The sequence below is a fragment of the Rhodococcus qingshengii JCM 15477 genome, from assembly GCF_023221595.1.
GTDB lineage: Bacteria > Actinomycetota > Actinomycetes > Mycobacteriales > Mycobacteriaceae > Rhodococcus_F > Rhodococcus_F qingshengii.
Genome location: NZ_CP096563.1, coordinates 882,349 through 908,237, shown reverse-complemented (window position 1 = coordinate 908,237; position 25,889 = coordinate 882,349). Strand labels below are relative to the sequence as shown.

The 25,889-nt window shown below is 61.8% G+C and carries 21 protein-coding genes; 12 read left to right on the top strand and 9 right to left on the bottom strand.

The window, feature by feature from the left end:
* Positions 1-37: 37 nt before the first annotated feature.
* On the bottom strand, positions 38-1,255 hold the full coding sequence (locus M0639_RS04145) for a PucR family transcriptional regulator (protein ID WP_041814672.1): 1,218 nt from the start codon (positions 1,253-1,255) through the stop codon (positions 38-40).
* A gap of 400 nt (positions 1,256-1,655) precedes the next feature.
* Here M0639_RS04145 and M0639_RS04140 point away from each other — a divergent pair, with 400 nt between their 5' ends.
* Together M0639_RS04140 and M0639_RS04135 are read left to right on the top strand one after the other, a co-directional pair.
* Complete coding sequence (locus M0639_RS04140) at positions 1,656-2,996, top strand: MFS transporter (RefSeq protein WP_064075158.1); 1,341 nt, start codon at positions 1,656-1,658, stop codon at positions 2,994-2,996.
* Between the two features lie 257 nt (positions 2,997-3,253).
* Positions 3,254-4,564 (top strand): NAD(P)/FAD-dependent oxidoreductase, encoded by a 1,311-nt coding sequence (locus M0639_RS04135; protein WP_064075157.1) that lies wholly within the window; start codon positions 3,254-3,256, stop codon positions 4,562-4,564.
* A 163-nt stretch (positions 4,565-4,727) separates the two neighbouring features.
* On the opposite strand, the gene M0639_RS04130 is transcribed toward M0639_RS04135, so the two are convergent.
* Together M0639_RS04130 and M0639_RS04125 are read right to left on the bottom strand one after the other, a co-directional pair.
* The gene (locus tag M0639_RS04130; RefSeq protein ID WP_064075156.1) at positions 4,728-5,600 is read right to left on the bottom strand and encodes an alpha/beta hydrolase; all 873 of its coding nucleotides are present in this window, start codon (positions 5,598-5,600) and stop codon (positions 4,728-4,730) included.
* The gene (locus M0639_RS04125; protein ID WP_225989611.1) at positions 5,597-6,823 is read right to left on the bottom strand and encodes a metal-dependent hydrolase family protein; all 1,227 of its coding nucleotides are present in this window, start codon (positions 6,821-6,823) and stop codon (positions 5,597-5,599) included. Before M0639_RS04125 ends, M0639_RS04130 begins: the two co-directional genes overlap by 4 nt.
* A 98-nt stretch (positions 6,824-6,921) precedes the next feature.
* On the opposite strand from M0639_RS04125, the gene M0639_RS04120 reads away from it, so the two are divergent.
* On the top strand, positions 6,922-7,485 hold the full coding sequence (locus M0639_RS04120) for a TetR/AcrR family transcriptional regulator (RefSeq protein WP_029254476.1): 564 nt from the start codon (positions 6,922-6,924) through the stop codon (positions 7,483-7,485).
* 245 nt (positions 7,486-7,730) lie between these two features.
* On the top strand, positions 7,731-8,099 hold the full coding sequence (locus M0639_RS04115) for a cupin domain-containing protein (protein ID WP_064075155.1): 369 nt from the start codon (positions 7,731-7,733) through the stop codon (positions 8,097-8,099).
* Between the two features lie 26 nt (positions 8,100-8,125).
* Here M0639_RS04115 and recD read toward each other — a convergent pair whose 3' ends face one another.
* Genes recD through recC form a run of 3 tightly spaced genes read right to left on the bottom strand, consistent with a single transcriptional unit; the run spans position 8,126 to position 16,593 of the window.
* A complete protein-coding gene (recD, locus tag M0639_RS04110; RefSeq protein ID WP_064075154.1) occupies positions 8,126-9,994 on the bottom strand; it encodes an exodeoxyribonuclease V subunit alpha in 1,869 nt (622 codons plus the stop codon).
* Positions 9,991-13,308 (bottom strand): UvrD-helicase domain-containing protein, encoded by a 3,318-nt coding sequence (locus M0639_RS04105; RefSeq protein ID WP_064075153.1) that lies wholly within the window; start codon positions 13,306-13,308, stop codon positions 9,991-9,993. Before M0639_RS04105 ends, recD begins: the two co-directional genes overlap by 4 nt.
* 3 nt (positions 13,309-13,311) lie before the next feature.
* Positions 13,312-16,593: an exodeoxyribonuclease V subunit gamma gene (gene recC, locus M0639_RS04100; RefSeq protein ID WP_064075152.1), complete on the bottom strand. Its 3,282-nt coding sequence runs from the start codon at positions 16,591-16,593 to the stop codon at positions 13,312-13,314.
* Between the two features lie 97 nt (positions 16,594-16,690).
* On the opposite strand from recC, the gene M0639_RS04095 reads away from it, so the two are divergent.
* The 4 genes from M0639_RS04095 (at position 16,691) to M0639_RS04080 (ending at position 20,306) form a co-directional block, all read left to right on the top strand.
* Positions 16,691-17,524, top strand: coding sequence for an ABC transporter ATP-binding protein (locus M0639_RS04095; protein WP_003945415.1), 834 nt, complete (start codon positions 16,691-16,693; stop codon positions 17,522-17,524).
* Positions 17,521-18,351, top strand: a complete 831-nt coding sequence (locus M0639_RS04090; protein WP_064075151.1) for an ABC transporter permease — start codon at positions 17,521-17,523, stop codon at positions 18,349-18,351. The genes M0639_RS04095 and M0639_RS04090 overlap by 4 nt, the downstream gene beginning before the upstream one ends.
* Positions 18,348-19,145: an ABC transporter permease gene (locus M0639_RS04085; protein ID WP_042449420.1), complete on the top strand. Its 798-nt coding sequence runs from the start codon at positions 18,348-18,350 to the stop codon at positions 19,143-19,145. Before M0639_RS04090 ends, M0639_RS04085 begins: the two co-directional genes overlap by 4 nt.
* A 78-nt stretch (positions 19,146-19,223) precedes the next feature.
* Positions 19,224-20,306, top strand: a complete 1,083-nt coding sequence (locus M0639_RS04080; RefSeq protein ID WP_031332841.1) for an ABC transporter substrate-binding protein — start codon at positions 19,224-19,226, stop codon at positions 20,304-20,306.
* Positions 20,307-20,318: 12 nt separating this feature from the next.
* Here the strand turns inward: M0639_RS04080 and M0639_RS04075 are convergent, their stop codons facing one another.
* Positions 20,319-20,918 (bottom strand): TetR/AcrR family transcriptional regulator, encoded by a 600-nt coding sequence (locus M0639_RS04075; RefSeq protein WP_031332839.1) that lies wholly within the window; start codon positions 20,916-20,918, stop codon positions 20,319-20,321.
* Between the two features lie 118 nt (positions 20,919-21,036).
* On the opposite strand from M0639_RS04075, the gene M0639_RS04070 reads away from it, so the two are divergent.
* Positions 21,037-21,981, top strand: coding sequence for an alpha/beta hydrolase family protein (locus tag M0639_RS04070; RefSeq protein WP_064075150.1), 945 nt, complete (start codon positions 21,037-21,039; stop codon positions 21,979-21,981).
* A gap of 17 nt (positions 21,982-21,998) precedes the next feature.
* Here the strand turns inward: M0639_RS04070 and M0639_RS04065 are convergent, their stop codons facing one another.
* Complete coding sequence (locus M0639_RS04065; RefSeq protein ID WP_050655893.1) at positions 21,999-22,355, bottom strand: hypothetical protein; 357 nt, start codon at positions 22,353-22,355, stop codon at positions 21,999-22,001.
* Positions 22,356-22,480: 125 nt separating this feature from the next.
* Here M0639_RS04065 and M0639_RS04060 point away from each other — a divergent pair, with 125 nt between their 5' ends.
* Positions 22,481-22,915, top strand: a complete 435-nt coding sequence (locus tag M0639_RS04060) for a cupin domain-containing protein (RefSeq protein WP_003945598.1) — start codon at positions 22,481-22,483, stop codon at positions 22,913-22,915.
* On the opposite strand, the gene M0639_RS04055 is transcribed toward M0639_RS04060, so the two are convergent.
* Complete coding sequence (locus M0639_RS04055; RefSeq protein ID WP_064075149.1) at positions 22,904-24,109, bottom strand: cytochrome P450; 1,206 nt, start codon at positions 24,107-24,109, stop codon at positions 22,904-22,906. The genes M0639_RS04060 and M0639_RS04055 overlap by 12 nt on opposite strands.
* Positions 24,110-24,248: 139 nt before the next feature.
* On the opposite strand from M0639_RS04055, the gene M0639_RS04050 reads away from it, so the two are divergent.
* Positions 24,249-25,109, top strand: coding sequence for an SDR family oxidoreductase (locus tag M0639_RS04050; protein WP_064075148.1), 861 nt, complete (start codon positions 24,249-24,251; stop codon positions 25,107-25,109).
* On the top strand, positions 25,106-25,834 hold the full coding sequence (locus M0639_RS04045; RefSeq protein ID WP_042920495.1) for an acetoacetate decarboxylase family protein: 729 nt from the start codon (positions 25,106-25,108) through the stop codon (positions 25,832-25,834). The genes M0639_RS04050 and M0639_RS04045 overlap by 4 nt, the downstream gene beginning before the upstream one ends.
* The last annotated feature ends 55 nt before the right edge of the window (positions 25,835-25,889 follow it).

The following is a 25,889-nucleotide window of genomic DNA, read 5'->3' as shown; positions in this document are numbered from 1 at the left end:
CTGGATTCTTCCGCAGTCCCCTCTTCTCGGATCGGGATCATCGGAGATCCAACAGCCGCGCGACTTTCAGGCTCAAATGCAAGGCCAACCGGTCGTCGCCGTTTGCCAAGTCTGCTCGTGTTATCTCCTGAATTCGCCGCAAGCGATAGTACAAGCTCCCTCGATGCACACAGAGCGCCTCTGACGTTCGCTTTACGTCACCGGCATTGTCCAAAAAGCTCTCCAGCGTCGCGAGAAGAGCCTCACTTTTCGAGTCCTCATGGCTGAGCAAGGACTGCAAACCTGAGTGAATACTGTTCTCGAGTCGATCCTCCGACAGTTCGGCCAGAAGTCCGTAGACGCCGAGATCCCGATAACGCACAACATTTCCGAGCACCTTGACGACCTGGGCCACATCTGCGGAACGTCTGGACTCTTCGTAGGATTCGCGCACATCCGCAACCGAGGTTCGCGGTTCACCGATACCGACCCAACATTCGATGTTCTGGCGCCCACTTTCAGACAAGACTCGCTCCCGGGCTGCCACGATCAGCGAGTCCAGATGGGTTTGAGTCGAGCGTTCGGCCACCGATACGATCAACAGACTGTGGTCGGGGCGGTCGAGTTGGATTGCACTGTTCCGCGGGAGCCTCCGACGAAGCTGATCGACGCCGACGGCAACACTCAGACGATCTCTTTCGGTCAATGTCGACTGGTCGCCAGGACGGAGCAACACAGTGACCACGACTGCTGGACCCGCAGCCAACAAGCCCTCCTCGGCCAACCTGTTTGCCGCGTCCTCGCGCAGCGACCGCTCGCCCGACAGGACGTCTCGAGTAAGTTCCCGCTCCCGACTTCGGGACAACTCGTCCAGCAACTGTTCGCGGTGGAGGATCATCGCTGCCGCATCAGCCGTGCGCCTCAAGACCTCGGCTTGATCCTCGTCAACTTCGCCCTCCGAAGTCAACAGCCAGACGAAGCCCAGCAGCGCATTGCGGTACCGGATCGGCATCCCGACCCGGCCAAGGGTCAGCCCTAGTTCTTCGTTGACGGGAACAGTGAAGAGATCGAGGGCTTCACGGCCTCCACTCGCGTAGATGAAGTCTACGATCTCGCGTGAAACATTCCGCTGTAGAACGGAATTCATTCTGACTGAATCGACGGCACTGTCATGCGAGTTGTACGCGAGCAGACGAATCTGTACATCATCGATCGCAACGGAACGGTCCAGTCGGCGCCCGGTAGTGTCCACCAAATGCTGCAGTTCTCCGACCATGGTCGAACTGTACGAGCCCCCTCTCCGGTTTGCAACATATGCCCAAATTTCTACGTAGAAAATTGAACACATGACAGTGATGCAACTAACTTTTGCACCATAGGCTCGCTTCATGCCAAGCACCCGAGACCCGTGACGTCTTCACTCGGTTCGCAACCCGTCAGACGTGGCAGCGACGAGATCTGTTGCAGCCGTGGGATTTGCATAGTGGGGCGCGAGGCCGGCCGGCACGATCTCCCTCAGACGAAGTCGCCTCCGACCCGAAATCGACAACGACCTTCGTTCGCCAGTTCAACATCGAATCCCACCGACCTCTTTCAATGTCGAATACCTCGAATGACATCGGTGACCGTGATGTCGCAAAGCCGTTGCCATTCAGCATATCCCGAGAGGAATCATCATGACCGGCACAGCAAATGCTCCTGCAGGGCATCAAACCGAGACTCCACCTGGACGTCGATCGGCGCGCCGTAGGGCCCTGATCGCCGGGGCGACAGGCAACATCGTCGAATGGTTCGATTTCACGATCTACGGTTTCACTGCCGCAGTTCTCGCGACAGTGTTCTTCCCTCCGGAGTTCGGCAGTGGCGCACTGCTTGCCACCTTCGCTCTTTACGGAGTCGCCTTCTTGGCCAGACCTGCCGGCGGCATATTCTTCGGACGGCTTGGTGACCGCCTCGGCCGACGGAGGTCACTGTCCCTGGCAATTACGCTCATGGGCTGCTCGACGGCGGCAATCGGTCTCCTACCGACGTACGCTTCGATCGGTGTTGCCGCACCGCTGTTGCTGCTGCTGTGCCGATTGGTTCAAGGATTCTCGGCCGGGGGCGAATACACCGGAGCTGCCACCTTCGTCGTCGAGCATGCGCCGTCCCACCGCCGAGGCTTGTACGCAGGGATAATCAGCTCTTCGTCATTTGTCGGCAGCATCTTGGCCACGGTCACAGTCTTGTCATTCAGCTCGGTCGGCGCTGAGCACTTCGCCGACGGAGGATGGCGTTGGCCGTTCATCATCGGAGGCGTTGTCGCCATGGTGGGCCTGTTCATGAGGCTTGCCGTCGAGGAGACTCCGGCGTTCAAGGAAATGCAAGAAAACGATTCCCTTCCAACCCGCCCACTCGCAGATCTGTTCCGCAATCACTGGCGGACTCTGCTCACGTCCTTCGTGTACTTCGCCTCGCTCGGTGTCGTTACTCATATGCTGCTCGGCTACATGCCGACATTTCTGGTTCTCTCAGCCGATGTTCCGAGCACGGTTGCACTGCTGATGACAACCGGCGCTTTGGTTCTCGCAGTACCGCTGTTCATCTTCTTCGGCGCCACAGTCGACCGAATCGGCCGGAGGCCACTCGTCAGAATCGGCATGGTGATGTCAGTTTTCGTCTCGGTGCCCAGCTACATGCTCATCGGTACCGGAAACATTTTCGCGATTGCCGTTGCACTGGCTTCTCTGGTCCTCGCGCTTTCCTTACTCGCGTCCGCTTTGCTCGTAATTCTCGAAATGATGCCGACGCATGCGCGATTCACCGGCACGGCAATCCCCTACAACATCGCATATGCACTTTTTGCAGGGACCGCTCCTCTGGTGTGCGCAGCACTGGTCAACGCCACTGGAAGCGATCTGTCGCCTGCCTTCTATGCGACCGCCATCGCTTTGATCGCGCTTCCCATTCTGTGGCGAGGGATTCCGGAAACGAAAAACTGGTCTACCACGCAGGGCAGCCCGACGAAACATTTCTGACAACGGACGCGCCACGGCTGTGATTTTTTGCGCAGCTGTCGATAGCGTTCCGATGGCCGCCACGAGAGAGTTGAGGACGACGAACACCTCTGGACTTTCAGGTGCCAAATTCATTAAGGCAGAGCCGAATCCGAGAAGTCGGGATGAAGCTCTCCAGAGGAAGTCGACGGCGTCGGAATTACCAGAACCCAAGCTTGCCGGATCGAACAGCTGTGCTTTCGATCCGGCGAAGCCATCAGTAGAAAGAGAGGCCGAAAGTGCCTACCGACAAGACCGATGCAGTTGTGGTCGGAGCTGGAGTGATCGGCAGCTCCATCGCCTACGAACTGGCCGCTCGAGGCTACGAAGTCCTGGTCATCGACAAGTCTGGTGGTCCGGGCTACGGCTCGACCAGTGCATCCAGTGCGGTTATCCGGTTCAACTACTCCACATTCGACGGTATGGCTGCGGCTTGGGAGTCGCTGCATTGCTGGCAAAACTGGAGCGAGCATCTCAACGCGACAGTCGACGGCGCGCTTGCGAAGTTTCGGCAATGCGGGATGGCACTGCTCGATGTCGACGTCGCGCCCCACGCGCGCACGATCGGATTATTCGAGAAGATAGGAATCGATTACCAGCTTTGGGACGCAACGACACTCGTCGAGAAGATTCCCGGTATCGACGCCGGCAAATACTATCCTCCGAAGCCAGTCGACTCGGAGTCCTTCTTCGCAGATGCCGAAACCACGCTCGGCGCGCTGTACACACCTCAGGCGGGGTTCGTCGACGACCCGCAACTGGCTGCCGCGAATCTTGCTGCGGCAGCACGTTCGCACGGTGCAGTTTTCGCATACAACACGCGTGTAGTGACAGTCGAGCAGTTGCCTGACGGCATCTGGCAGCTAGGGCTCGACGACGGGGAAAGTGTGAAATCCAAGATTGTCGTCAATGCCGCCGGCCCCTGGTCAGGAGCGTTCAACAAGCTGTCGAACGTCGGGGCCGACTTCAAGGTTTCGGTTCGGCCCTTGCGCCAGGAAGTTCATCACGTCACCGCACCCACTGGCTACAACGACGACGAGATCCTCGGCCCGATGATCGCCGATTTGGATCTCGGAACCTACATGCGAGCCGAACCTGGAAACGGATTCCTTGTCGGCGGAACCGAACCGGATTGCGATCCGCTCGAGTGGATCGACGATCCTGATACCGCCAACCCGAATCGCACTGTTGCCCGGTTCGAAGCGCAGGTTTTCCGCGCCGCCAGGCGTTTCCCCACCCTGGAGGTCCCGTCACAACCGAAAGGTATTGCCGGCGTGTACGACGCAGCATCCGACTGGACCCCGATCTATGACAAGACAGACAGGCAAGGTTTCTACGTCGCCATAGGCACCAGCGGGAACCAATTCAAAAATGCGCCCATCGCTGGGCGCCTCATGTCCAGGATCATCGACCAGGTGGAAGCTGGACACGATCACGACGCTGATCCCTTGACCTATGTCGGGATGCACACCGGGCTCGAAATCGACCTCGGCGCATTCTCCCGCCTTCGGGCACCCAATGCCGAGTCGACCGGGACCGTCATGGGTTAGAAGTGTTGTCCGGCTTGGAGAATCGATAGCCGCGACAACTGAATAGACACGGCTGTGGGTGTCCACCACGTGGTGGACACCCACAGCCGACTTCTCCTTCAACGGCGTCTACGGAAAATCGCCCTAGAACGTGTCAGCGGCACATCACCTCCGGGACGGAGAGCTAACGTGCATGGCAGCTCTTCAAGTAGCTCAGGAACGATGCCTGCAGCCCGGTTACGTGCGTCTCGTGCAACAACGCGGTCGAAACATCCTGCGACCGTCCCTTGCCATGCAACTGCTCCACGACGGCGAGAACGTTGCGTGACAGTCCGCGATAGATCGGAATGGGTCCAGTCAGTTCGGCTTCGTTCAGCGTGACGTGCAGCTGCGGAACAACTGAGCCCACGCCACGCTCGGGCAGTGCCTCGACCAGCGTGTGGATCTGGCTGTCGGCGTTCACAACTCCGGGACTACCCGCACCGAAGGTCGCGAATGGGGGCGCGTCGCGCAGCCATGCGTAGAGGGCGAAAAGGCCTCCGTACGAGTACCCGAAGAGTCCGTGCCCGGACTCGCTGACACGTAGCTCCGACGAGTACAGGCGAGGGTGGAGTTCGTTGGTCAGGAAGTCGAGGAAGACGTCCCCGTGGGTGTCTGCCAGCTCCTCGAGGTAGGCGTCCACGTACTCCTGGGTCATTGCACCCGAGTCGCGAGCAGCGGCGAGAGTAGCCATCATTTCTTCGCCTACCGGTTCCCCAGGCGGCACGAGATCGCGGTTGCGGAGCCGTGCCCAGTTGGCAGCTTCCTCACCGGCATATCCGACGCTGACCTGGATGTACGGGGCGACCGTCAGGTACGGGTCTGCCTGCGTGACGATGAGCGGGGCGGTAAGACCTACAGCCCAGTTGCCGTCCATCACGTAGATCAGCGGTAAGGGATCCATGGAGTCCGCGTAGCCGGGGGGTGTGGTCACCCAGACGCCGTAGCTGTGTCCCGACTTCGCCGTGATTTCGAAGTACTCCGTGTCTGCAAAGCATCCGTGCAGCATTGCGCTCATCGAACGTCTCCCTTGACGATATTTCCGGACTTCACGACGAGAACAGCCATGTCCGGATCGGCGAAGACCTTTGCGTCTCGGAGTGGGTCTTGCTGCCAGGCAACCATGTCCGCCTGCATACCGACGCGGATCGTCCCGACGCTTTCCCCGATACCGAGAATGTCGGCATTGACGCTGGTGGCCGAAACGAGTGCATGCATCGGCGACTCCAACTCCGCGCGCAAGTGCAACTCCTCACCTCGGCGCTTTTGGTGCGGCCCGATGAGGTCCGAGCCCAGGCCGATCCTCAGGCCTGCTGCGCGAGAGGCCTCGAGCGCTCTGGCCATGCGTTGACGCACTCCGGCTGCACGCTCTCGTATTGCCGGGTCCAGGTCCATGCTTTCGGTGTCCGCCAACTGCTCGACCACGGCGAAGGTGGGGACAAGTGCCACGTCATGTTCCCGCATCAGCTGGGCCGTCTCCGCATCGATGTCGGTGCCGTGTTCCACGCACCGGACGCCGGCCCGCACCGCGTTGCGAATGCCCGCATTGTTGTGCGCGTGGACCGTGACGTAGGTGCCGCGCGACGCTGCTTCTTCCACTGCCACGGAGATTTCCTCGACGGTGAACTGTGTGTCGGTGAGGCTGTCATGGCCTCCGACGACACCGCCGGTGACGCACAGTTTCAGAAATGTTGCGCCTCGGCGGAACGATTCGCGCACGTTGCGTCGTAGCTCGTCGGCATTACCCGACATCAAGGACAAGGCGCAGAGCCCGGGAATGTGGTGCATGTTCCACAGCTCGGTCGGCTCCCATGCGGCCCCGTAGTAGCCGTGTCCACCGGTCTGGCACTGCACAGGACCGCACGAGAGGACACGCGGACCACGCACCTTGCCGCTCGCAATAACGTCGACGACTCCGCCGTCGATGCCACCGACGTCTCGCACCGTGGTGAAGCCCGCGTCGAGGGCATCGCCCGCGGTGGCGAAGATGCCCGCAGCCAGTTCGGCTGCCGAGAGCTCAAACCCGAATTGCCTTCGGATCGGACTCGAAATACCCAGGTGGACATGAGCATCGATCAGCCCCGGAGTCAGAAGCATGCCGTCCAAGTCAACTGTCGTCGAACCCGACGGCGCCTGTCCGATCGCGGTGACAATGCCGCCACTCACGCACACGTCGACTTCGACCGGGTCGGTGCCCGATCCATCCGCGACCATGCCGCCGGCAAACCATACGTCAGTCAAAGGGACCTCCCGAGCATTGGAAACCACTCTCCTAAACACTGGTGAATTCGATATGCGGTACCGTACTCAACAGTGGTGAACCCGTCAATGGAGGTAGCGTGAGATCGCCGGTTGGGGAGGGTCGAGAGCGACTGTTACAGGCGCTGTTCGACGAGTTCGGTGAAACCGGCCCAAGTCCGAAGCTGTCGATGCGCCAAGTAGCGGAGCGACTCGGCGTGCACCACACGCTTCTGACCTATCACTTCGGATCACGACCAGGTCTCCTCAGCGCCGTACTGTCGGAAGCGCGCCGCCGTGACAACCTCGTCATCGCCGCGATGGGCAAAGATCTCGGGTTCGCGGCCCTGTGCAGGGCGATCTGGAGTTTCTACTCGAACGCCGAGCACGAAGATCGAAGCCGCACCTTTTTTCACCTGGCCGGACTTGCGGTGTACGAGCACAAAGCATTTCAAGATTTCGCCGCCGACCTCGACGATTTGGCGCACCTCCTTGAAGCGGCAGCCCTTCGCGAAGGATTCACAGTGGTGGATGCAAAGCAGCAGAGCATCATCGCAACCGCATGTCTGCGAGGACTGTTGTTGCAGAGGTTGCTCACCCCCGACGCCGAGGTCGACGCGGCAGCCGAGCGCTTCATCACCTCGTTGACAGCGTCCACCACGTAAGGCCTCACAACCGATCACCCTCGTTCGAAATCACCGACGCGGGGCCGTTTGCCATTGGCTCGGTCACGTTTCGGCGTGAGACGGGTCTCTGAACCCCGGTTGAATGGTGGCCGATCGCACTTTCGACATCTGTACGAGCGAAGTGCCGAAAGATGCGACAAGTGAATGTATCCCGACCCAGCAGACACACGACATCATCGACAAGTCCGATGATTCACATGAGTTTCGAAAGTCAGGATTGAATTGTGACCATTACCTTCCGTGCCGCAGAGTTGAACAGCGCAAGTGGGATCTTCCAGCAAGCACTGCTCGGCCAACCCAGTGCAGAGCCACTCGGCGGAGACATCATCACTCGTGCAGATGTCGAGTTCACCAGTGCCGACGGCCGCATTCAATCCGGAGTCTGGGAGAGCGAACCGGGAAAGTCGCGGTGGGAGTTCCTCACCCGCGGCGAGATCATCACCATCGTCTCCGGCGCCATGACCGTCGAGGAGGACTACGGCGATCCCGTACATCTCGTTGCCGGTACGAGTGCAATCTTCCCAATCGGATGGAAGGGTACGTGGACGGTCACCGAGACCGTACGCAAGGTGTTCGTCGTATACAACGTATGACCGAGAGAATCCGCAACATCCGACTTTCACGGCCCGTCGTACGGACGGATCTCACGACGCAGCCCACTTGCCCTGAGTACCTGTCGCTGCACTCCCGCCCTCACGGAATCCTCGGTGCCGATTACTCTCACATGGTTTCTGGCGCGAGTGATCGCCGTGTACAACAACTCCCGAGTCAGCAGTGACGACGCCTCGGCCGGCAACATCACCGATACGGTGTCGTACTGGCTGCCCTGGCTCCGGTGAATCGTCATCGCGTAAACCGTCTGCACCGACGAGAGTTGGCTCGGGTGAATCAGAAACGCATCACTGCCCCGCTGGAATGCGGCAATAGGCACGCCATCCTCACGCTGCACGATCACCCCGGCATCCCCGTTGTAGATCTTCGCCTCGTAGTCGTTGGCCGTCACCAACAGGGGTTGGCCCGGATACCACCGCGTCGGGTCAAGAAACTGCCCTGATGCCGTGCCGACCCACTCCATCGCCTGCTGCGCCCACCTCCCGACACCGTACGGTCCGTCACGGTGGGCGCACAGAAGGCGGTGCGATTCCAAGCCTTTCAGCGCGCCGATCGCATCACCCACCTCGGCCGACGCCGTCACCACCTCTGAACTCGCAACGATGTCGGCGCGCAATGCGTCAACATCCTCGGGCGAATGGAAGGAGACGGCTGGATCACCGCTGCGCAGGATACGCAGAACCTCAGCGGAATCTCCCGCTCGAACTGCCCTGGCCAACGACGCGATAGTTCCGTCGAAGCGGCGCCCGCGTGAGAGTTGAATGATCCCGCCCCGCAGACGATCCTGTTCATCCGCACTCAATGCCTCTTCGGAACCAGTGGCCGTGAGATCGTCACCCACCAACTGTGTCAGCGTCGGATTTCCACTGACCTTTACCGGGCGGGCGACAAGATCAGCAAGAACAGCGCCCGCGTCGACTGAGGTCAACTGATCGGGATCGCCGACGAGCAGTAGCCGGGCATCGGGGCGAACGGCTTCGAGCAGGCGCGCCATCAACGTGAGGGAGACCATCGACGTCTCGTCGACGACGACCACATCGTAGGGAAGTCTGTTGGTCGCATTGTATTTGAAACGACTCGAACTCCCCCGCTGCCAACCGAGTAGGCGGTGCAGGGTCATGGCCGCGAGTTCTTCGGGAAGGCCAAGGCTCGCGGTCTGCTCACGTACGGACTCCTGCAGCCGTGCTGCGGCTTTACCCGTCGGTGCGGCCAGACCGATGCGAGCATTCGAACCCAATTCCTCCGACAGGAGAGCGAGAATACGTGCGACCGTATGGGTTTTGCCGGTTCCGGGCCCACCGGCGATGACGGTGGTCCACTGTGTCGCGGCGAGAGCAGCTGCTATCCGTTGACGATCCGGCGCGATGGTCGGCCCGTTCTCGTCGACGAACAGCGAATCCAGCCGCGTTCGGACCGCTTTCAGGTCGGCGGGCGGCCACGTGGACGCCCGCTCGTCGAGCACTCGCCGAATCGTCTGCTCCTGCAGAAAATATCGATCGAGGTAGAGGAGTTCACCGTCGTCCGTGTCGACCAACCGGAGCGGTCTGAGAGGTCCGGCGTTTCCGCCGATCACCAGAGGGCTCAGCCGAAGGGCGGCAACGATCTCCGACGGTTCGGGCCACGGCAACGACGTGAGTTCCTCCTCCGTCGCATTGTCGACGCTCACATCACGCATCCGTCGTAGATCGAGGCACACCGAACCTGATCGCACGGCCCGAACTGCCAACGCCGCGGCCAGCATCACTTCTTCGGAAGTTTCACCGCCCAGGCTGCACACTCTCGTCGCGACATGAACATCGGCGGCAACCAGAACCCCGGCTTCGTTGAAGATTCGCACGATCCCTTTGGCGCGCTGCGCCAATTGCGCCTCGGTCATCGAATCTTCTCCCCTACTGTGTGGGACGCATCAAGACCGGCCAGCAGATCCGATAGTTCAACCGTCAGCTGAGCAGGCGGTTTCCATTCGAAGACACCGCATTCCGGCGGGCTGTCCGGGCCGAGCATCCCACGCACGAATTGATACTGCGCGCCCCCGAGATGACGGTGCGGATCGTAGTCGGGCAGGCGCCACCGCAGATACCGATGCAGTGCAACCGAATACAGCAGTGCCTGCAGCGGATAGTGCGAGCGCATCATCTCCGTCGCCATGAGTTCACGCGTGTAGTTGGCAGCCGTCAGATCGCCGCGACCGATCCGGTTGGTCTTGTAATCGACGATCACGAACGACGGGCCCGGGATCCGCAAGACTGCGTCGATACTGCCCGTCAGGAATCCGCGCATCGGTGACGTCTCGACACAGTCCAGATAGTCGGCGTACGACGCCAGAATGTCGTCGGAGGAAAGGTGGCGCCTCAACAGTTCCGACACTCCGCGGAGTGTGACACTCATCGACACCGGATCGTCGCCACCGGCCAGTGGGAGTTCGAAATCGAGTTCGGGAAGACGATCCTTCGGCGCGATCGTGGCCAAGGTTCCGAATCCCAAGGGAGTCTGCATCACCAGATACAGCGCATCCGCGAGTGCTTCGGAGTCGACCTCGGCCGCCCGTACCGAGACCGCCTCGGCGCAACGCATCCCGAGTTCCTCTCTCAGATCTGCCACAGCCGTGTCCACCACCTCGAGCACCTCATGCACCAGCGTGCCGAATGCGGCGCCCGCGGGAAGTCCGTTCATGGGTGAAGGGAACGCCTCCAGGGGCGAGGGGGTAATGCTCCCGAGGTCTACGGAATCCTCTGGCTCGTCGTCTTTTTCGGGATCCTCGACCTCGCTGCCCGTGGTCGTGACCGCGTGGTGCGCTCCGGCGGTGAGTGCCGAGTACGACGTACGACGCCACAGAGTGTCCAGGTCTCGATCGAAACGCGCCGCGGCCAGTTCGGTCACGTCCGCAGCCGCTCTGGACCAGTGGACGGGCGAGGGCGGATGGGGACCAACAGGTTCCACCGAGATCACGTCGGACGCTGCTGCCGGCCAGGTTGCGAGCCGTGCTGCGGTTGTACCGTCGTCGAGCACCTTCACTACCCGAGCAGGTTCGGCGATGCCGGGTGTACGTCCGAGCATCAACCGGTGCAGCGGCGAGCGGGAGGTCCCGTAGCTGGGTGCCCACCAGAGCACGAGTTGGCACTGCGCCCGGGTCAGCGCCACGTACAGCAACCGCAGTTCTTCGCCCGCTTCTTCGGCCTCCGCAACAGTCTTTCTGGCGTTGTACCCCGGGCCTTCCTGCCCGCCGACGTCGAGGATGCGGCGTCCCTCCGGGTCGTGCAACAGCTGCGTCGGCGAGTTGAAGCCGCCAACGCTCTCCCAACTGAACGGGACGTAGACGATCGGGAACTCGAGCCCTTTGGTGGCATGCACCGTAGCGATTTGCACTGCGGCAGCGTCACTGTCGAGGCGACGGCTTCTGTCGGTCGCGCTCCCGGACGTCGGATCCTTGATTCGGTCGGAAAGCCAGCGAACCAGTGCGCTCAACCCGAACGCTTCCTCGGTGGCGACGCGACCGAGGAGTTGTGCGACGTGCCGCAAATCGGTGAAATCTCGTTCGCCGGACGGGGCCGCGAGTACACGCTTCTCCAGATTTGTTTCGGCAGAGATTCTTTCGAACACAGCCGCAAACCCGACGCGTGCGAACAGCCCGGAATAGGAGCGCAGTTGACCTGCAAGTTCTGCAACGACGTTGTCGCCGTCCTTGTCCAGTTCTTCGGAGGTGCGCCCGAAAATCGGCGAGAGGGCCGTCAACCGGACACGATCGGAGCGATGGGGCTGCTCGATCGCCTGCAACAGCCACAGCCACTGGGTCGCAATGGGTGTCGCGAAAACACTGGACCCTCCGGTCAATACGGAAGGTACACCGACGGCATCGAGAGCATCGCGGATCATCGCCACGTGCTTGTGGGTGCGCACCAACACCGCGACGTCTCCCGGTTCGACCGGGCGTGGATCACCGTCGACTGCCAAGCGGGCATCGCCGCCCAGGAGCGCGACCACGTCTGCTGCGACGTCGTCCGCGACGCGACTGCGAAGTCTGCCTACGGCCGGAAATCCCGAACGATTGAGCGGTCCGGCTCCGGTACGGGGCAGATGGCGTACACGCATCGGCACCGGGCCGAACAACCGAGACTTCTTGTGCGAAGCCTCCACCGGATGCGCGACGATGCCTTCGTTGCCGAGTGCGGCACCACCGTAGAGGTGTTCGAGTGCCGCCAACAACCCTGGGTCGCTACGCCAATTGGTGGTCAACTCCTGGTGCGCATCCGCCTGATCGACCGCATCGAGATAACTCAGGACTTCTGCCCCGCGGAACGCATAGATGGCTTGTTTGGGATCACCGACCAGGACCAGGGTGGTGTGACCGTGGAAGGCCAACCGCAGAATGTCCCACTGCAACGGATCGGTGTCCTGGAACTCGTCGATCAACACGACCTTGAACTTTTCGCGCACCCGACGACACGCGACGGGACCGTATTCCGGATCCGTCAATACACCGTGCAACAGCGTCAGCAGATCGTTGAAGTCGCGAATTCCTTTGGTCCGCTTACGTCGTTCGACCTCGACACGAGCAGCAGCCGCGAAGAGGACGCGCTGACCGGGTGCGGTCTCCTCCTCGCCGTCGGGTTCGAGAATTGCCTGACCATCGCCGACGGCGCTTCGGGCGATGGCCAGCGCGTCCTTCGTGGAGAACGGTGGAGACGAGTCCGTCCGGCTGTAGCGGCTGAGGTACAAATCCGAGACGACCTCACTGATCAGGTCGTCGACCGACTCCACAAAAGTTGTGTCCGGTTCGCGTTCCCCGGCGATGCCGAGTCCGTCGAGCATCCTCTGACAGAAACTGTGGGTGGTCGTGATGGTGCCGGCGTCGAACTCCGCGAGAGCGCGCAGGAGTCGACGACGCCGCACGCCGATCTCCTCGTCGTCAGCTGTGGCGAGGTACGCCACCAGATCATCATCCGACCGCCTCGCCGCCTCCGGGTCGACCAGAGCGGCGGACACTCCCGCGAACCTCTCCCTGGCACGCTCACGAAGTTCCTGAGTGGCGGCCCTACTGAATGTCACCAGCAGAACTTGCGAATTGTCAGCGAGACCTTCGGCAACACAACGGGTCGCGAGTCCGACGATCGCGTAGGTCTTGCCAGTTCCGGCGCTCGCTTCCAACACCGTGGTGCCGGTCGGCAGTGGCCCCAGAAGATCGAAGTCCACGGGTTACTCCGCTCTTTCGTTGGTCAGCAACGGATCCCACAGTCGTCGGGCGAGAACTCCGAACCGAGTCGGTTCCTCGGCCCAGACGAACTCGTCGTCCGACGGCGGATCCGCAGCCAACTCCGCAAGTGTTCGAGCCTCTCCGAAAACGTAAGTGTTGCTCGGATCGATCATCTCGCCGTACTGCCCGCTCCACTGGGTGTCCGCACCGTTTGTCGCATCGTCGACCGACTCCCCACCAAAGCGTCGGCGCGCATATTCGGCTGAAGTAGCGGCCCACATCGGCAACGGACGCTGCAGCCCCCGCTCGCGTAGGTCCACCAGTTGCTGCAGGATCTCGACCGCATTGCCTGGCGCATCGAGCACCGACCGTGCCGCTGCGATCTTTCCCCGACCCCGTCCGATCGAGACTGCATCGAGCGCACCGGGTCGTCCGTGCGCTTTCAAGGCGAGCAGGTTTATCCAGGCCGTCATCCGATGTTTAGGCGCCAGTGAGGAATACGACGCTCCCACCACTGAATTGCCGTGCACACCGGTTACCGTTCCGGTGAGACGACGCCCGTCACCGAGGTCGATGTCGACGTCGACAGCCTCGGAGTCGCCCTCGAGGTGTGGCAATGCAAGACCGGCAAGTTGGTCTACCACCCACTCGACGTTGCCCAGAACCGTGGCGCCCAGGTTGTAGGGCGGCAAAGTACCGCGGCGCCACTCGGCTGCACGGAAATCCGCCGAGCTGCGTCCAGCCAAGCGCGAGAGAAGCATTCGGTCGCCCAGAGCCCAGGTGGACAGTGGATCGAGCTCGGTTGCCAGCGAATCCGCGATGTCGTCGTCGAGTTCCGGTACCCGGACGCCGAGGCGTTGGCGCAGAAAACCACGCGCGGGATGTACCAGGAAGTTCACCAAGTCGGCGAGGTTCACTTCCTTCGGATGCACCTCGGGTAGCTCGGCCGACAAGACTGTCGGCAATTCGACCGGTGTTCCGGAGGCAGCCCTCGCACCGGCCAGCGCTGCCGTGTCGAAGCTGAACGGCTTGTTCGGCGCGAAGTTTCGATTGTCGAACGATTGCAACGGATGCCGTGTCAGCACTCCGTTGATCGCTTCCGGACCCACCGTCGCACTGAGTACGTCGAGAAGGCCACTGAGGGGGATCGCCGGTGGTCTGACGACACCGGTGACCGGATCGGCACCGGTATACAACAGAATCAGATGTTCGCCCGCAGACATCACGGCATCGAGAAGCAGTTGCCGGTCTTCACTGCGCAGATCACGCTCCCCCACAACGGGATCACGGGACAAGATGTCGTCGCCGTCGACTCCACCGGTTCGAGGGAACACCTCGTCGTCGAGTCCGATCAGCACGACCACGCGATGCGGTACCGAACGCATCGGAACCATCGTGCACACCGTCAGTTCGCCGGTTCGGAAGTTGGCACGCGTCGGTCTGCCCGCGAGGCTGCGCGAGAGCATCGCGCGAACATCGGCCAGACGTAACACCGTCTCTCCGCCGAATTCGACAGCAGCTACCAGTTCGCGGTGGGCCCCCGCGCTCTGCCAGGAATCTGCGGGCGCTGTGTCGGTCAGCAGATCCAGGGCCCGCATCAGCACACGAAGCCATTCGGCCGGTGAATGTGGGCCGGCAAGATCGCGAAGCGAGACGGCCAGGCGATCGACGAACTCTGCGAAACGTCCAGTCAGGTCGATGTCTGTGCCGTCCACGTCATCGAGTGGTAGCGCGAGATCCAGCCAGGCATTTTCCGATTCGTCCGCGCTGACCCCCAACAAGATTCGGTCCATGGCGGTGTTGAAGGTGTTCTGCGGAAATGCATCGAGGCCGAACGTGGCACGCTGCCGACTACCGATTCCCCAGCGAGCACCCGCTTCCGTCGTCCATTCCCGCAGTCTTTCCAACTCGTCGTCGCCCCACGAAAAACGTGTGCGGACAGGCTCGGTCGCGGCCAGGTCGAGAACCTCACTGGCTGTGGCCCGGCCGTCGGCCAATTCGAGGAGAGAGCCGAGAACGGCCAGGACTGGATTGGTCTGACGTAATCCGCGGTCTGCCAGCCTTACTCGAAGAAGATGCCCGGGGTGGCCATGGACGCCTTGCCCGAATGCAGCACGAACCAAGGGTGCGTACGTTTCGACGTCCGGGCACATCACGAGTACGTCGCGTGGCTGCAATGTCGGGTCGTCCTCGAACAATCGGAGCAGACATTCGCGGAGCACCTCGACCTGCCGTGCCGGCCCGTGGCAAGCGTGGACCTGAACTGTCCCATCCGGTTCCGCTGCAACGCTGGGAGCACGATCTGCGATGACGTCGGCTTTGACCGTCGCCAGGAGGGATTTCGGGCCGGCTGGTTCGGGAAGATGCACCGACTCGAACTCGGCGGCACCGAGGCTGATCTGAAGTTCACGAACGTCGCGAGCAAGACTCGACAGCAACGGATTGGCGGATATCAGCGCTGACCCGTCTTCCGAACGTCGGATCGTGCTCTCACTTCGAGGCGGTATGCGCGAGCTCATCTTGGTCCACAGCGCGGGGCTGGGATGCGGGAGCCAGATGTGCACGTCCCGATTCGCACTGAGTGCGCTCAAGATCATTCGCTGATCGACCGGCAGCCGTGTCGGCCCGAAGACCGACAGGCGTTCCGGTAGGTCGACCAAGGCCGGGTCCTCGACCAGTGCGCGGCTCACTTGCCCCAGTCGCTCTGCGGGCCCCGGAACGTCGATCTTGTCCGCGACGATGCACCACAGACGTGCCTGCCATTCGAAATCCTCCGACAGCGCCAATCCGTGTCCGTCGGTCAACCGCCCGGCGGCCCAGTCGATCAGCATCTGCGGGCGTTGCGCGGCATAACTGCGGAAGAGTTCGGTGACATGTGTGGCGGAGGCAAACCGTCGACCTTCACGATGGCCTTCGAGATGTTTCGCCAGGACTCCGCACCAGGGCTCGCCGAGGGACTCGTCGATCACATCGAGAACCGTCCACACCAATCGCGTCGGCGACCATGGGTCGTCGTCAGCCGTGATTCCACTGACCGCGGCCACGGACTCCGCGACCAGCCGCGCGGGTGAAGGAAACGCGATGTTCGCAGAAATTCCGTCCACTGCTGACGGTCCGGACGTGCCTAGCTGGGAGGACAGCCGCTGATTGAGCCAACGCTCGACGCCCTTGGCCGGCACCGCAACAGTTTCCCTGGCGAATGGATCCGACAGCGGGGTACGGAGGAGCGTGGCCAACGCCGAGACCAAGGTGTCCGAACGCTCGGCCCGGTACAACTTCAGCAATCTTCGCTCCCCTCACTCCGTCCAGACGTCCATCTCACCACGGCGCTGTGACAGGAGACGCCGAACCAGCCTCACGCAGCGGTGACGCGCAGGCAACATGACCGCAACCGGACGTTCGTACTGTGCGGGAATGACCAGTCCCGTCACCACACCTCGCCCCGCTGGAACCGGTCTCGACATCTCCGGCCTCGGCAAGACCTTCGAGATGGGTCGTCGGTCGGTGACCGCGCTGACCGACGTGTCCCTTCAAACCAGCGAAGGCTCTTTCCTGTCTCTGCTCGGGCCGTCCGGATGTGGGAAGTCCACCGTTCTCCGCATCCTTGCGGGCCTCGATAGTCCGACGTCGGGAACGGCCCTTGTCAACGGACAGTCGCCGGCCGAGTTACGCAAGCGCCGCGAACTCGGAATCGCGTTCCAGGATTCGGCTTTGCTGCCGTGGCGAACAGTGGCCTCCAACATCAAACTGCCCCTTCAGGTTGCCGGCATCGATCCCGACCCCGACCTGATAGCCGACCTGATCGCGCTCGTCGGCCTCGAAGGATTCGAGAAGGCCAAGCCCGCCCAATTGTCCGGCGGTATGCGTCAGCGTGTGTCAATCGCGCGATCGCTCGTGGTCAAGCCGAGTGTCCTGCTACTCGACGAACCCTTCGGCGCGCTGGACGACATGACCCGTCAACGGCTCAACATCGAATTGCTCAGGATCTGGACCGAGAAACCGGCGACGACGTTGATGGTGACTCACGGAATCGCCGAAGCCGTGTTCCTCTCCGACGTCGTTGCCGTCATGACGCCGCGGCCCGGACGCGTCCTCGAAGTCGTGCCGATCGACCTGCCGCGCCCACGTACACCCGAGATGATGCGTACACCCGAGTTCCACGAGATCCACGACTACCTCTCCGGACTGCTCTTCGGAAAAGCAGGCGTCGCATGACAATTACCGATATCGAGAACGTCGCGACCGCGGCGGCGCAGCCATCTGTGCCGCGCCGGATCCGATTGAAGCGTCCAACGTGGTTCGGCGGTGCAGTCGGCATCTGCGGACTGATCGCTCTCTGGTGGATTCTGGCGGCGGCCGGTGTTGCGGGAGGCACGATTCCGACGCCGTGGGTAGTTGTCTCGACGATGTTCGACGACGGTTGGTCGCTGTACGGACCCAATTTCACCGTCACGGCTTCCGGTGCGCTGCAGGGCTTCCTCTGGGGAAACCTGCTGGCGATCACGCTTGCCGTGCTTGTCGTTCTCATTCCGCCCATCGAGGGATTGGCCACACAACTGGCGATCCTGAGCTACTGCACACCGCTGTTGGCGCTTGGCCCAATCATCCTGGTCGTCTTCGGCGGCCGGACCCCCACAATCTTTCTCGCCGCAATGTACTGCTTCTTCACCACGATGGTCGGCACACTCGCCGGCCTGAGATCGGCCGACAAGACGAGCCTCGATCTCGTCGCCGCCTACGGCGGTGGGCGTTCGCAGAAGTTCACCAAAGTTCAACTTGTGAGCGCACTTCCGAGCACCTTTGCTGCCCTCAAGATTGCTGCACCTTCGGCCGTACTGGGTGCAATTCTCGGTGAGTATCTCGGCGGGGTGGACAGCGGGATCGGCGTCGCACTAACGGCCGCTCAGACGTCGTACAACGTCCCGCGAACGTGGGGAATGGCTATCGCCGCCGCCTTGCTCGCCGGTCTGGGGTACGCCGTCGTCGCAGCGATCGCCCAGCTCGTCACGCCGTGGACCAGCGCTCCGGGAGCACAGAAATGACTTCGGTACGAGGAACATTGAGATTCCTCGCCCCGATTGCCATCGCCTCGGCGCTGTTGCTTGTCATCTGGGTGGTCTTCCTCAACGCCTTCCCCCAGGTCGGCCCGCGTGTGGGAAAGACGCCGGCCGACGTCTGGGAGTACCTGTTCTCCGGCCCAAAATCCGCCGACGCTCGTTCGGGCATCATCGACAACCTGTTCATCACTCTGCGCGACGCCGGTGTCGGCTTTGCCGTCGGAATGACTGCCGCGCTCGTGGTGGCATCGATCTTCGTCGTTTCCCGCACTGTCGAACAGACTTTCATGCCCGTTGCAATGCTTCTACGATCTGTTCCTCTCGTTGCGATGACCCCGATCATCGTCCTGATATTCGGCCGCGGAATCGTGGGTGTGACGGTCATGGTTGCGATAGTGGTGTTCTTTCCGGCCCTGGTCATGATCATGGTCGGTCTGCGCGCCGCTCCAGCTCAGGCACAAGACCTCATCGCTGCGTACGGCGGGAGTCGTTGGACCGCATTGCGAATGGTGTCCGTACCGTCCGCACTTCCGGCGGTGTTCGCCGCCGCTAGGGTGTCAGTGCCCGGCGCTTTGATCGGAGCACTGATCGGCGAATGGCTCGGTAGCGGTCAAGGCTTGGGTTCGAGCATGATCAAAGCCATTCCGCGCTACCAGTACAACGAATTGTGGGCATCTATCGTGGTGATCACCGTGGTGTCGATCGTCCTCTACGCCGTGGTCGGGATCTTCGAAAGCATCGCTCTGTCTCGTTTCGGTCCTTCGGCGGGCAAGTCGTGACATCTGTTAACACGACCTCAACAAACTCTCTCTCCCAAGCAAACTGAACGAAACCGACTGGCCCTAGTGTTCCGATTCATGACGCCATTCAAGCCCGTCCGCCAGCTGGACCGCAGGGCCTTCTTCCGCTACTCCGCGCTGACCGGCATCGCAGTCGCCGGTAGTGCGTCATTGCTCGCGTGTAGCAGTGACTCCAGCAGTTCGAGTGGCGGAACCACGGACGACGGTTCCGAATTCGGAACAGTTGCAGTGCAGTTGTCCTGGATCAAGAACATCGAGTTCGCCGGTGAGTACTTCGCTCTCGACAAGGGGTACTACAAGGATGCAGGGTTCGGGAATGTAGACCTGGTGGCAGGTGGCGCAGCCGGCACCGGCGTCGAAGCCGGCCTGGACACCGGCAAGGTGTGGATCGGAATGTCCGCACCGCAGCTCACAGCCCCCGCCGTACTCGACGGACTGGAGGCAAAGATCGTCGGTGCGACATTCCAGAAGAATCCGTTTGCGATTGTCAGTTCCGCTGCGGCACCGATCAACTCACCACAGGACATGATCGGCAAGAAGATCGGCGTCCAGGATTCCAATCAGCTCGTCTTCGGAGCTCTCCTGGCAGCAAACGGCCTGACCGAAAGCCAGATGACGATCGTGCCCGCGCAGTTCGATCCGAGCCCCTTGGCGAACGGCGAGGTGGACGGCTGGGTCTCCTACGTGACCAACGAGCCGATCACACTGGCCGCCAAAGGTTTCCCCAACGCCCACTTCCTCTTCGCGGACTACAACCTGCCGTTGGTCGCCGAATCGTTCACGGTTCTCCAGTCCACCATCGACAACGAGAGGGACAAACTCAAGGCATTCCTGAAGGCCGAGATCCAAGGATGGAAGGATGCGGTCGCCGATCCGGCAGAGTCGGCACGGCTTGCCGTCGAGGTCTACGGCAAGGACCAGAACCTCGAACTCGAAGAGCAGATCAAGGAAGCCACCGCACAGAACGATCTTGTGGTGTCGGCAGATACCAAAGCAAACGGGTTGTTCACGATGACACCCCAACTGATCGAACAGAACATCGCGGCACTGTCGAAAGCTGGGCTGGAGATTACAGCGGAGCAACTGTTCGACATGTCGATCCTCGAAGAGGTGTACGCCGAGAATCCGGAGTTGATCTGACTGAGCCGAGCGTCAGCGAACCTCTCGCGCGAGTACGCCCGAGATGAATAGCTGTACAAGGACCTCGGCCTTGTACCGGTCATCGGACCCAGCACCGATACAAAGGTTCCCAATGCCTTTGAGCACGTTGTACGCATCGACCCGCGAAGCAGTGCCAACGGACTCGAGCGCTGCCGCGAGGAGGGAGTCACATACCGGGACGAGGCGGTCGACGAAGTAGGTATGCAGAGCGTCGGACCCGGCGCTGTCTCCCTGCAGTGCACCGGCGAGCCCATGCTTGGTGACCAGGAACTCCACGAACAAAGCCACCCATGCCCGCAAAGCCGCCTCGGGCGTTGCACTCTCCGCGAGCATCTGTGGGCCCGCGTCCGCACACGCCTCGACTTGGTGTCGGTATACGGCGACCACCAACTCGGGACGCGTCGGGAAGTGGCGGTAGATCGTCCCCATGCCGACGCCGGCCTTCGCCGCAATCTCCCGCACCGGAGCGTCGACCCCGGACTCTACGAACACTGCTGCCGCCGCGTCGAGCAGCGCCTGCTCGCTCCGACGTGGGCGACCGACTTGCTTGGGAGACGCGACGCGCGACTGCTCGTCCTGCGCATCAGCCATGTGCACTCCTCGCTGACTCACGACATATGTTTGCATTACGGAACAACGCTCCGTAATGTTGCGGAGCGACGCTCCGATAAAAAGTATCGCAGGGTGCAGCCTCAGCAAGGAACTTGCCATGACCTCATCAATGATCGACACTCTGAACGGCATTATCGGCGCCGGCGCCCCGGTCGTCTCCGTTGCCCCCGTCGAGTTGTTCGCCCCCGATCGACCTGTCCCGCTGGAAGTACGTGTGTCTGCTCCGGCAGCAGGCACGAACCTCCCCGTTGTGGTGTTCTCCCACGGCAACGGCTGGAACCTCGATGGATACTCGCCACTCACGGCATTCTGGGCATCCCACGGATTCGTGGTGATCCAGCCGACACATCTGGACTCGCGCCGGAACGGTTTCGGGTTCGACCACCCGGTTTTCCCGACGATCTGGACCGAGAGAATCGCGGATCTCACACGCATCCTTGATCAGCTCGACACCATCGAATTTGCCGTGCCCGGGCTTGCCGGCCGCATCGACCGCAGTCGAGTTGCCGCCACTGGTCACTCCTGGGGCGGGCAAACCGCTCAGTCGCTCCTCGGAGCAAGGATCTTCGACGAGGCCGGCCAGGTCGGCCAGGACATGTCCGACAGTCGCGTCACCGCGGGAATCCTGTTCGCGGCAACCGGTCTCGGCGGCGAGAACCTGCATCCGTTCGCGCAGGCGAACTTCCCGTTCATGCGCCCCTCGTTCCAGGAACTGACGACGCCGACACTCGTCGTCGCGGGCGACCACGACCAGTCCAAGATGTCCAGCCGCGGACCTGACTGGTTCACCGACGCCTACACGCACAGCCCCGGAGCCACCGACCTCCTGACCTTCTACGGTGCCGAGCACGCACTCGGCGGAATCGTCGGATACGAAGTCGCCGAGACCACTGACGAGAACCCAGAGCGGGTCGCCGCCATCCAACGGATGAGTACTGCCTACCTTCGGACCACGTTGCGCATCGATGAGACCAGCTGGCCAGCGGCCCGGGCCGCATTCAGCGACAACGCCGACCCGATCGGCCGAGTCGACACCAAGTAATGCGGCAGTGATCCGACTTATTGGCCGAAGTTGAACCTGAGATTCGCATTGATCAAGGTGTTGAGCCGCTTTCGCATTCTGACAACCTCTGCCTCGGGCGGTATCGGATCGTCCAAGAAAAGCGTCCAACGCAGCATCGTACTGTTTCCGACCGCCTCGATGTCGAATCGGATGACGGCGTCGGGTCGGTCCGGCCAGATCGACGACCAGATCACCAGCTCCGGTTCTTCAGCCCTGACGATCTCCGGTGCGATCTCGCTCTCGAGAAGTTCCAGCCAGTGCCGGGCGGGCTGGCGGTACGGATCGATCAATGCCTCGAACATGAAGCGCGCAGGCGGCGGCTGGCTCCGGCGCCTCGTCGCGACTTGCAGCATGGCACGAGCGTAACCGCCTCTCAAGGGCATACCTCTGCCTTCGCAGTGCTGGATCCACGAAAACTGGGATAAACCGGGCATCGACGGAGGACACTCAGGAGCACATCCGTCTGGGAGGGCCGCTCATGCGTAAACGCCATCAGGTTCTGCTTGCAGTGTCCGCAGCGATCGGGCTGTCTCTGACGCCGATCAATGCGTCGGCGACACCGAGCACGGGAGTACACGGTGAAATCCTCGGGCAGGTGACTTTCGACGGCAAGGACTACATCCTGCGCCAGATCACCATCGACCCCGGCGGTTCCACCGGTTGGCACTTCCACGACGGGACGCTCTACGCGCTGATCGCGCAGGGCACGTTGAGCCACTACCGATCCGATTGCTCCGTCGACGGGATCTACAGCGCCGGAAATACTTTGATCGAACCGAGCGGTTCAGATCATGTGCACATCGGAAACAACTCGCAGACAACACCATTGGTGCTCGAGGTCGTCTACGTCAATCCGGCGGGCAGCCCCCTCTCCGAAGATGCTGCGCCTCCTAACTGCCAACTACCCGGCTGACGGGGCAGAAGAGTTAAACCGCACCGGCATCGATTCGAGCCCGGACACGAAGTTGGCCGCACGCCGCTGCAACGGCGCGTCGGTGGCAAGTTCCATGTCCGGCAGCCTGGCGAAGAGTTGCTCGAACATGATCCGTCCCTCCAACCTGGCCAGCTGATTACCCAGACAGAAATGAGTTCCGAAGCCGAAGGCCACGTGCGGATTCGGTGTGCGGCCGACATCGAACCGTTCGGCGTTCAGGAACACGGACTCGTCGAAATTTGCCGATTCGAAGAGCAGCAGCATCTTCTCACCTGCCTTCAGCTGCGCGCCGAAGAAATCGGTGTCACGGGTCAGGGTTCGAGCCATGTTCTTGATCGGCGAGGACCACCGCAGCATCTCCTCCATTGCCAAGGGAATGGCATCGGGATCGTCGACTAGCTCCCGGCGCTGGTCCGGATGGCGCAGTAGCTGTTCCATGCCGCCGCTGAGCACGTGCCGTGTGGTCTCGTCACCGCCGATCAGGATCAGCAGGGATTCGTTGACGATTTCCTGATCGGAGAGGGCTTCGCCGTCGACCGCACTGTGAATCAACGTGCTCACCAAATCGTCGGCCGGGTCGCTCCTCCGCTCGGCGATGGTTCGCATCATGTACGCGGTGAAATCGACGTACGCAACCATCATGGCCTGCAGTTGATCCTGGGAAGCGTTGCTTCCCAATGCCTTCACCAGATCATCCGACCACCGCAGAAACAACGCGCGTTCCTCGGGACGGACACCCAACATGTCACCGATGACGGCCATCGGCAGCGGTGCTGCCAGGTCTGCGACGAAGTCGGCTTCTCCTTTCTCACAGACGGCGTCGATCAGTTGATCGCAGATCTCCCGGATACGGCCGGCCTTGGCTTCGACTTTCTTACGTGTGAAACCCGCGTTGACCAAGCGTCGACGTGTGAGGTGCTGCGGGTCGTCCATGTCGATCATCTGCGGCAATGGACCGGTTTCGGGGCGGATGCCACCGGCGTTGGAGAACAGTTCGGGATCCCGCTCGGCTGCGACGACGGCGTCGTAACTCGCGGCCGCGGTGATTCCGTTGGCGTCGTCTCGGTACGCGGGCTCGTGATCACGCATCCAGGCGTATGCGTCGCGCACATTCCCGAGGTCTCCGCTGTAGAAGCGTCCGTCGATCAAATCGAAGGTCGGTCTGGTAGCCATCACTCCACCTCTCGCACAACCCTTGCCTCAATAAGTAGAACCTGTTCCTATATAGCGTGGGGCGTTTTCACCGAAGCCGGACCGGAAAACCTCCAGAAGCAGCACGCGAGCCCGCCGGAGCAACGACCAGGAGACACGCATGGACGACGACACCGCCTCAGCGGGCATACCCACTTTCACCGGCACATCGATACTGGTGACCGGCGGCGGTAGTGGCATCGGCCTGGGCATCGCTCGTTCGCTCGTTGCGTCCGGCGCTCACGTCACGATCTGCGGACGCAACAAGGAGAAACTCGATGCTGCCGCCGAATCGATCCGGCAGGCGACTGCCGCAGGATCGGTCAGCGTCTCCCCCGCCGACGTCACGATCGAGACAGACGTCGTCGCCGCTGTCGCCGCGGCGGTGTCCGTCACCGGAAAGCTCGACGGAGTCGTGGCCTGCGCCGGCGGGAACGAAACCATCGCACCGGTCACGCAACTCGACGTCGACGCCTGGCGCCGCACCGTCGACCTCAACGTCACGGGGACCATGCTGACGATCAAACACGGCGCGCGGGCACTGGTGGCAGGAGGCGGTGGATCCATCGTCGCGATCTCGTCGATCGCCAGCAGCAACACACATCGCTGGTTCGGCGCGTACGGCGTCTCGAAGTCCGGCGTCGACCACCTGGTGCAATTGGCGGCAGACGAACTGGGCGCCAGCAACATTCGTGTCAATGCGATCCGGCCGGGTCTGACCCGAACGGATCTGGTCGCGCTCATCACCGACGGTGGCCCCATCCTGGACGACTACCTGGCCAACACGCCGCTCGAACGCGTCGGCGAGGTCGAGGACGTCGCCGGACTCGCTTCTTTCCTACTCGGACCGCAATCCACCTGGATCACCGGGCAGATCATCAACGTCGACGGAGGCCAAATGCTGCGCCGCGGACCGGATTTCCGCTCGATGCTCGAACCCGTCTACGGCTCCGACGGACTCCGTGGGGTGGTAGCGCCATGAGCTACACGATTCTGGGCAAGAGGGTCGAGATGCCCGTCGAAGTTCGCACCGCGTCGGCCTTCATGGCGTTGTACTCGGTACCGAGCACAACCGCGCAGTCGATCATCGACTACACCGGCTTGACCGTGCTCCAGTACCGCCCCGGCCGGGCGCTGTGCGGCCTGGTTTTTGTCGACTACATCGACGGGGATCTGGGTCCGTACAACGAATTCGGAGTGACGTACATGGTGCGCAGCCACACTGCGCCTCCCGAAACCTCGGTGCTGGGAGATCTACGTTCGCTCGCTGCCGGAACTGCAGGGGCACTCATACACGAGTTGCCGGTGGACGGAGAGTTCACCAAGGCCGCCGGCCGGGAAATCTGGGGATTCCCGAAGGTGCTCGCCGAGTTCGACACCGAGCACGTCGGCTCGGTCAAGCGCGGATCCGTCTCGCGCGACGGCAAACTCATCACACAGTTGAGTGTGAAATCCGGCGTCAGCGTGCCTGGCGGCGGAGCCAACATGTCGTTGGCCGCGTACTCACATCTCGACGGCGCCACCAGGTGCACGTCGTGGGACATGGCACCGACCGGCGTCAAATCTCGCCCTGGTGGAGCCGAGGTTCAACTGGGCAGTCACCCGATGGCGGCGGAGCTTCGGAAACTGGGACTCCCCCGCCGGGCCCTGATGACCACGACCATCAAGAACCTGGCGATGACGTTCGGGGAGGCCACAACAATCTGAGTGTCGGCCGACGGCACCCCTTTCGGTCACGTGTGACTCGGGCTACACTCCTGGA

Excerpts from the sequence above, each read along its gene's own strand:
- M0639_RS04075 (WP_031332839.1), bottom strand. The coding sequence starts at position 20,918 with ATGGCTGATGCGCAGGACGAGCAGTCGCGCGTCGCGTCTCCCAAGCAA.
- M0639_RS04060 (WP_003945598.1), top strand. The coding sequence starts at position 22,481 with ATGCGTAAACGCCATCAGGTTCTGCTTGCAGTGTCCGCAGCGATCGGG.
- M0639_RS04145 (WP_041814672.1), bottom strand. The coding sequence starts at position 1,255 with ATGGTCGGAGAACTGCAGCATTTGGTGGACACTACCGGGCGCCGACTG.
- M0639_RS04045 (WP_042920495.1), top strand. The coding sequence starts at position 25,106 with ATGAGCTACACGATTCTGGGCAAGAGGGTCGAGATGCCCGTCGAAGTT.
- M0639_RS04050 (WP_064075148.1), top strand. The coding sequence starts at position 24,249 with ATGGACGACGACACCGCCTCAGCGGGCATACCCACTTTCACCGGCACA.
- M0639_RS04085 (WP_042449420.1), top strand. The coding sequence starts at position 18,348 with ATGACTTCGGTACGAGGAACATTGAGATTCCTCGCCCCGATTGCCATC.
- M0639_RS04140 (WP_064075158.1), top strand. The coding sequence starts at position 1,656 with ATGACCGGCACAGCAAATGCTCCTGCAGGGCATCAAACCGAGACTCCA.
- recD (WP_064075154.1), bottom strand. The coding sequence starts at position 9,994 with ATGACCGAGGCGCAATTGGCGCAGCGCGCCAAAGGGATCGTGCGAATC.
- M0639_RS04090 (WP_064075151.1), top strand. The coding sequence starts at position 17,521 with ATGACAATTACCGATATCGAGAACGTCGCGACCGCGGCGGCGCAGCCA.
- M0639_RS04130 (WP_064075156.1), bottom strand. The coding sequence starts at position 5,600 with ATGAGCGCAATGCTGCACGGATGCTTTGCAGACACGGAGTACTTCGAA.
- M0639_RS04055 (WP_064075149.1), bottom strand. The coding sequence starts at position 24,109 with ATGGCTACCAGACCGACCTTCGATTTGATCGACGGACGCTTCTACAGC.
- M0639_RS04080 (WP_031332841.1), top strand. The coding sequence starts at position 19,224 with ATGACGCCATTCAAGCCCGTCCGCCAGCTGGACCGCAGGGCCTTCTTC.
- M0639_RS04070 (WP_064075150.1), top strand. The coding sequence starts at position 21,037 with ATGACCTCATCAATGATCGACACTCTGAACGGCATTATCGGCGCCGGC.
- M0639_RS04095 (WP_003945415.1), top strand. The coding sequence starts at position 16,691 with ATGACCGCAACCGGACGTTCGTACTGTGCGGGAATGACCAGTCCCGTC.
- M0639_RS04065 (WP_050655893.1), bottom strand. The coding sequence starts at position 22,355 with ATGCTGCAAGTCGCGACGAGGCGCCGGAGCCAGCCGCCGCCTGCGCGC.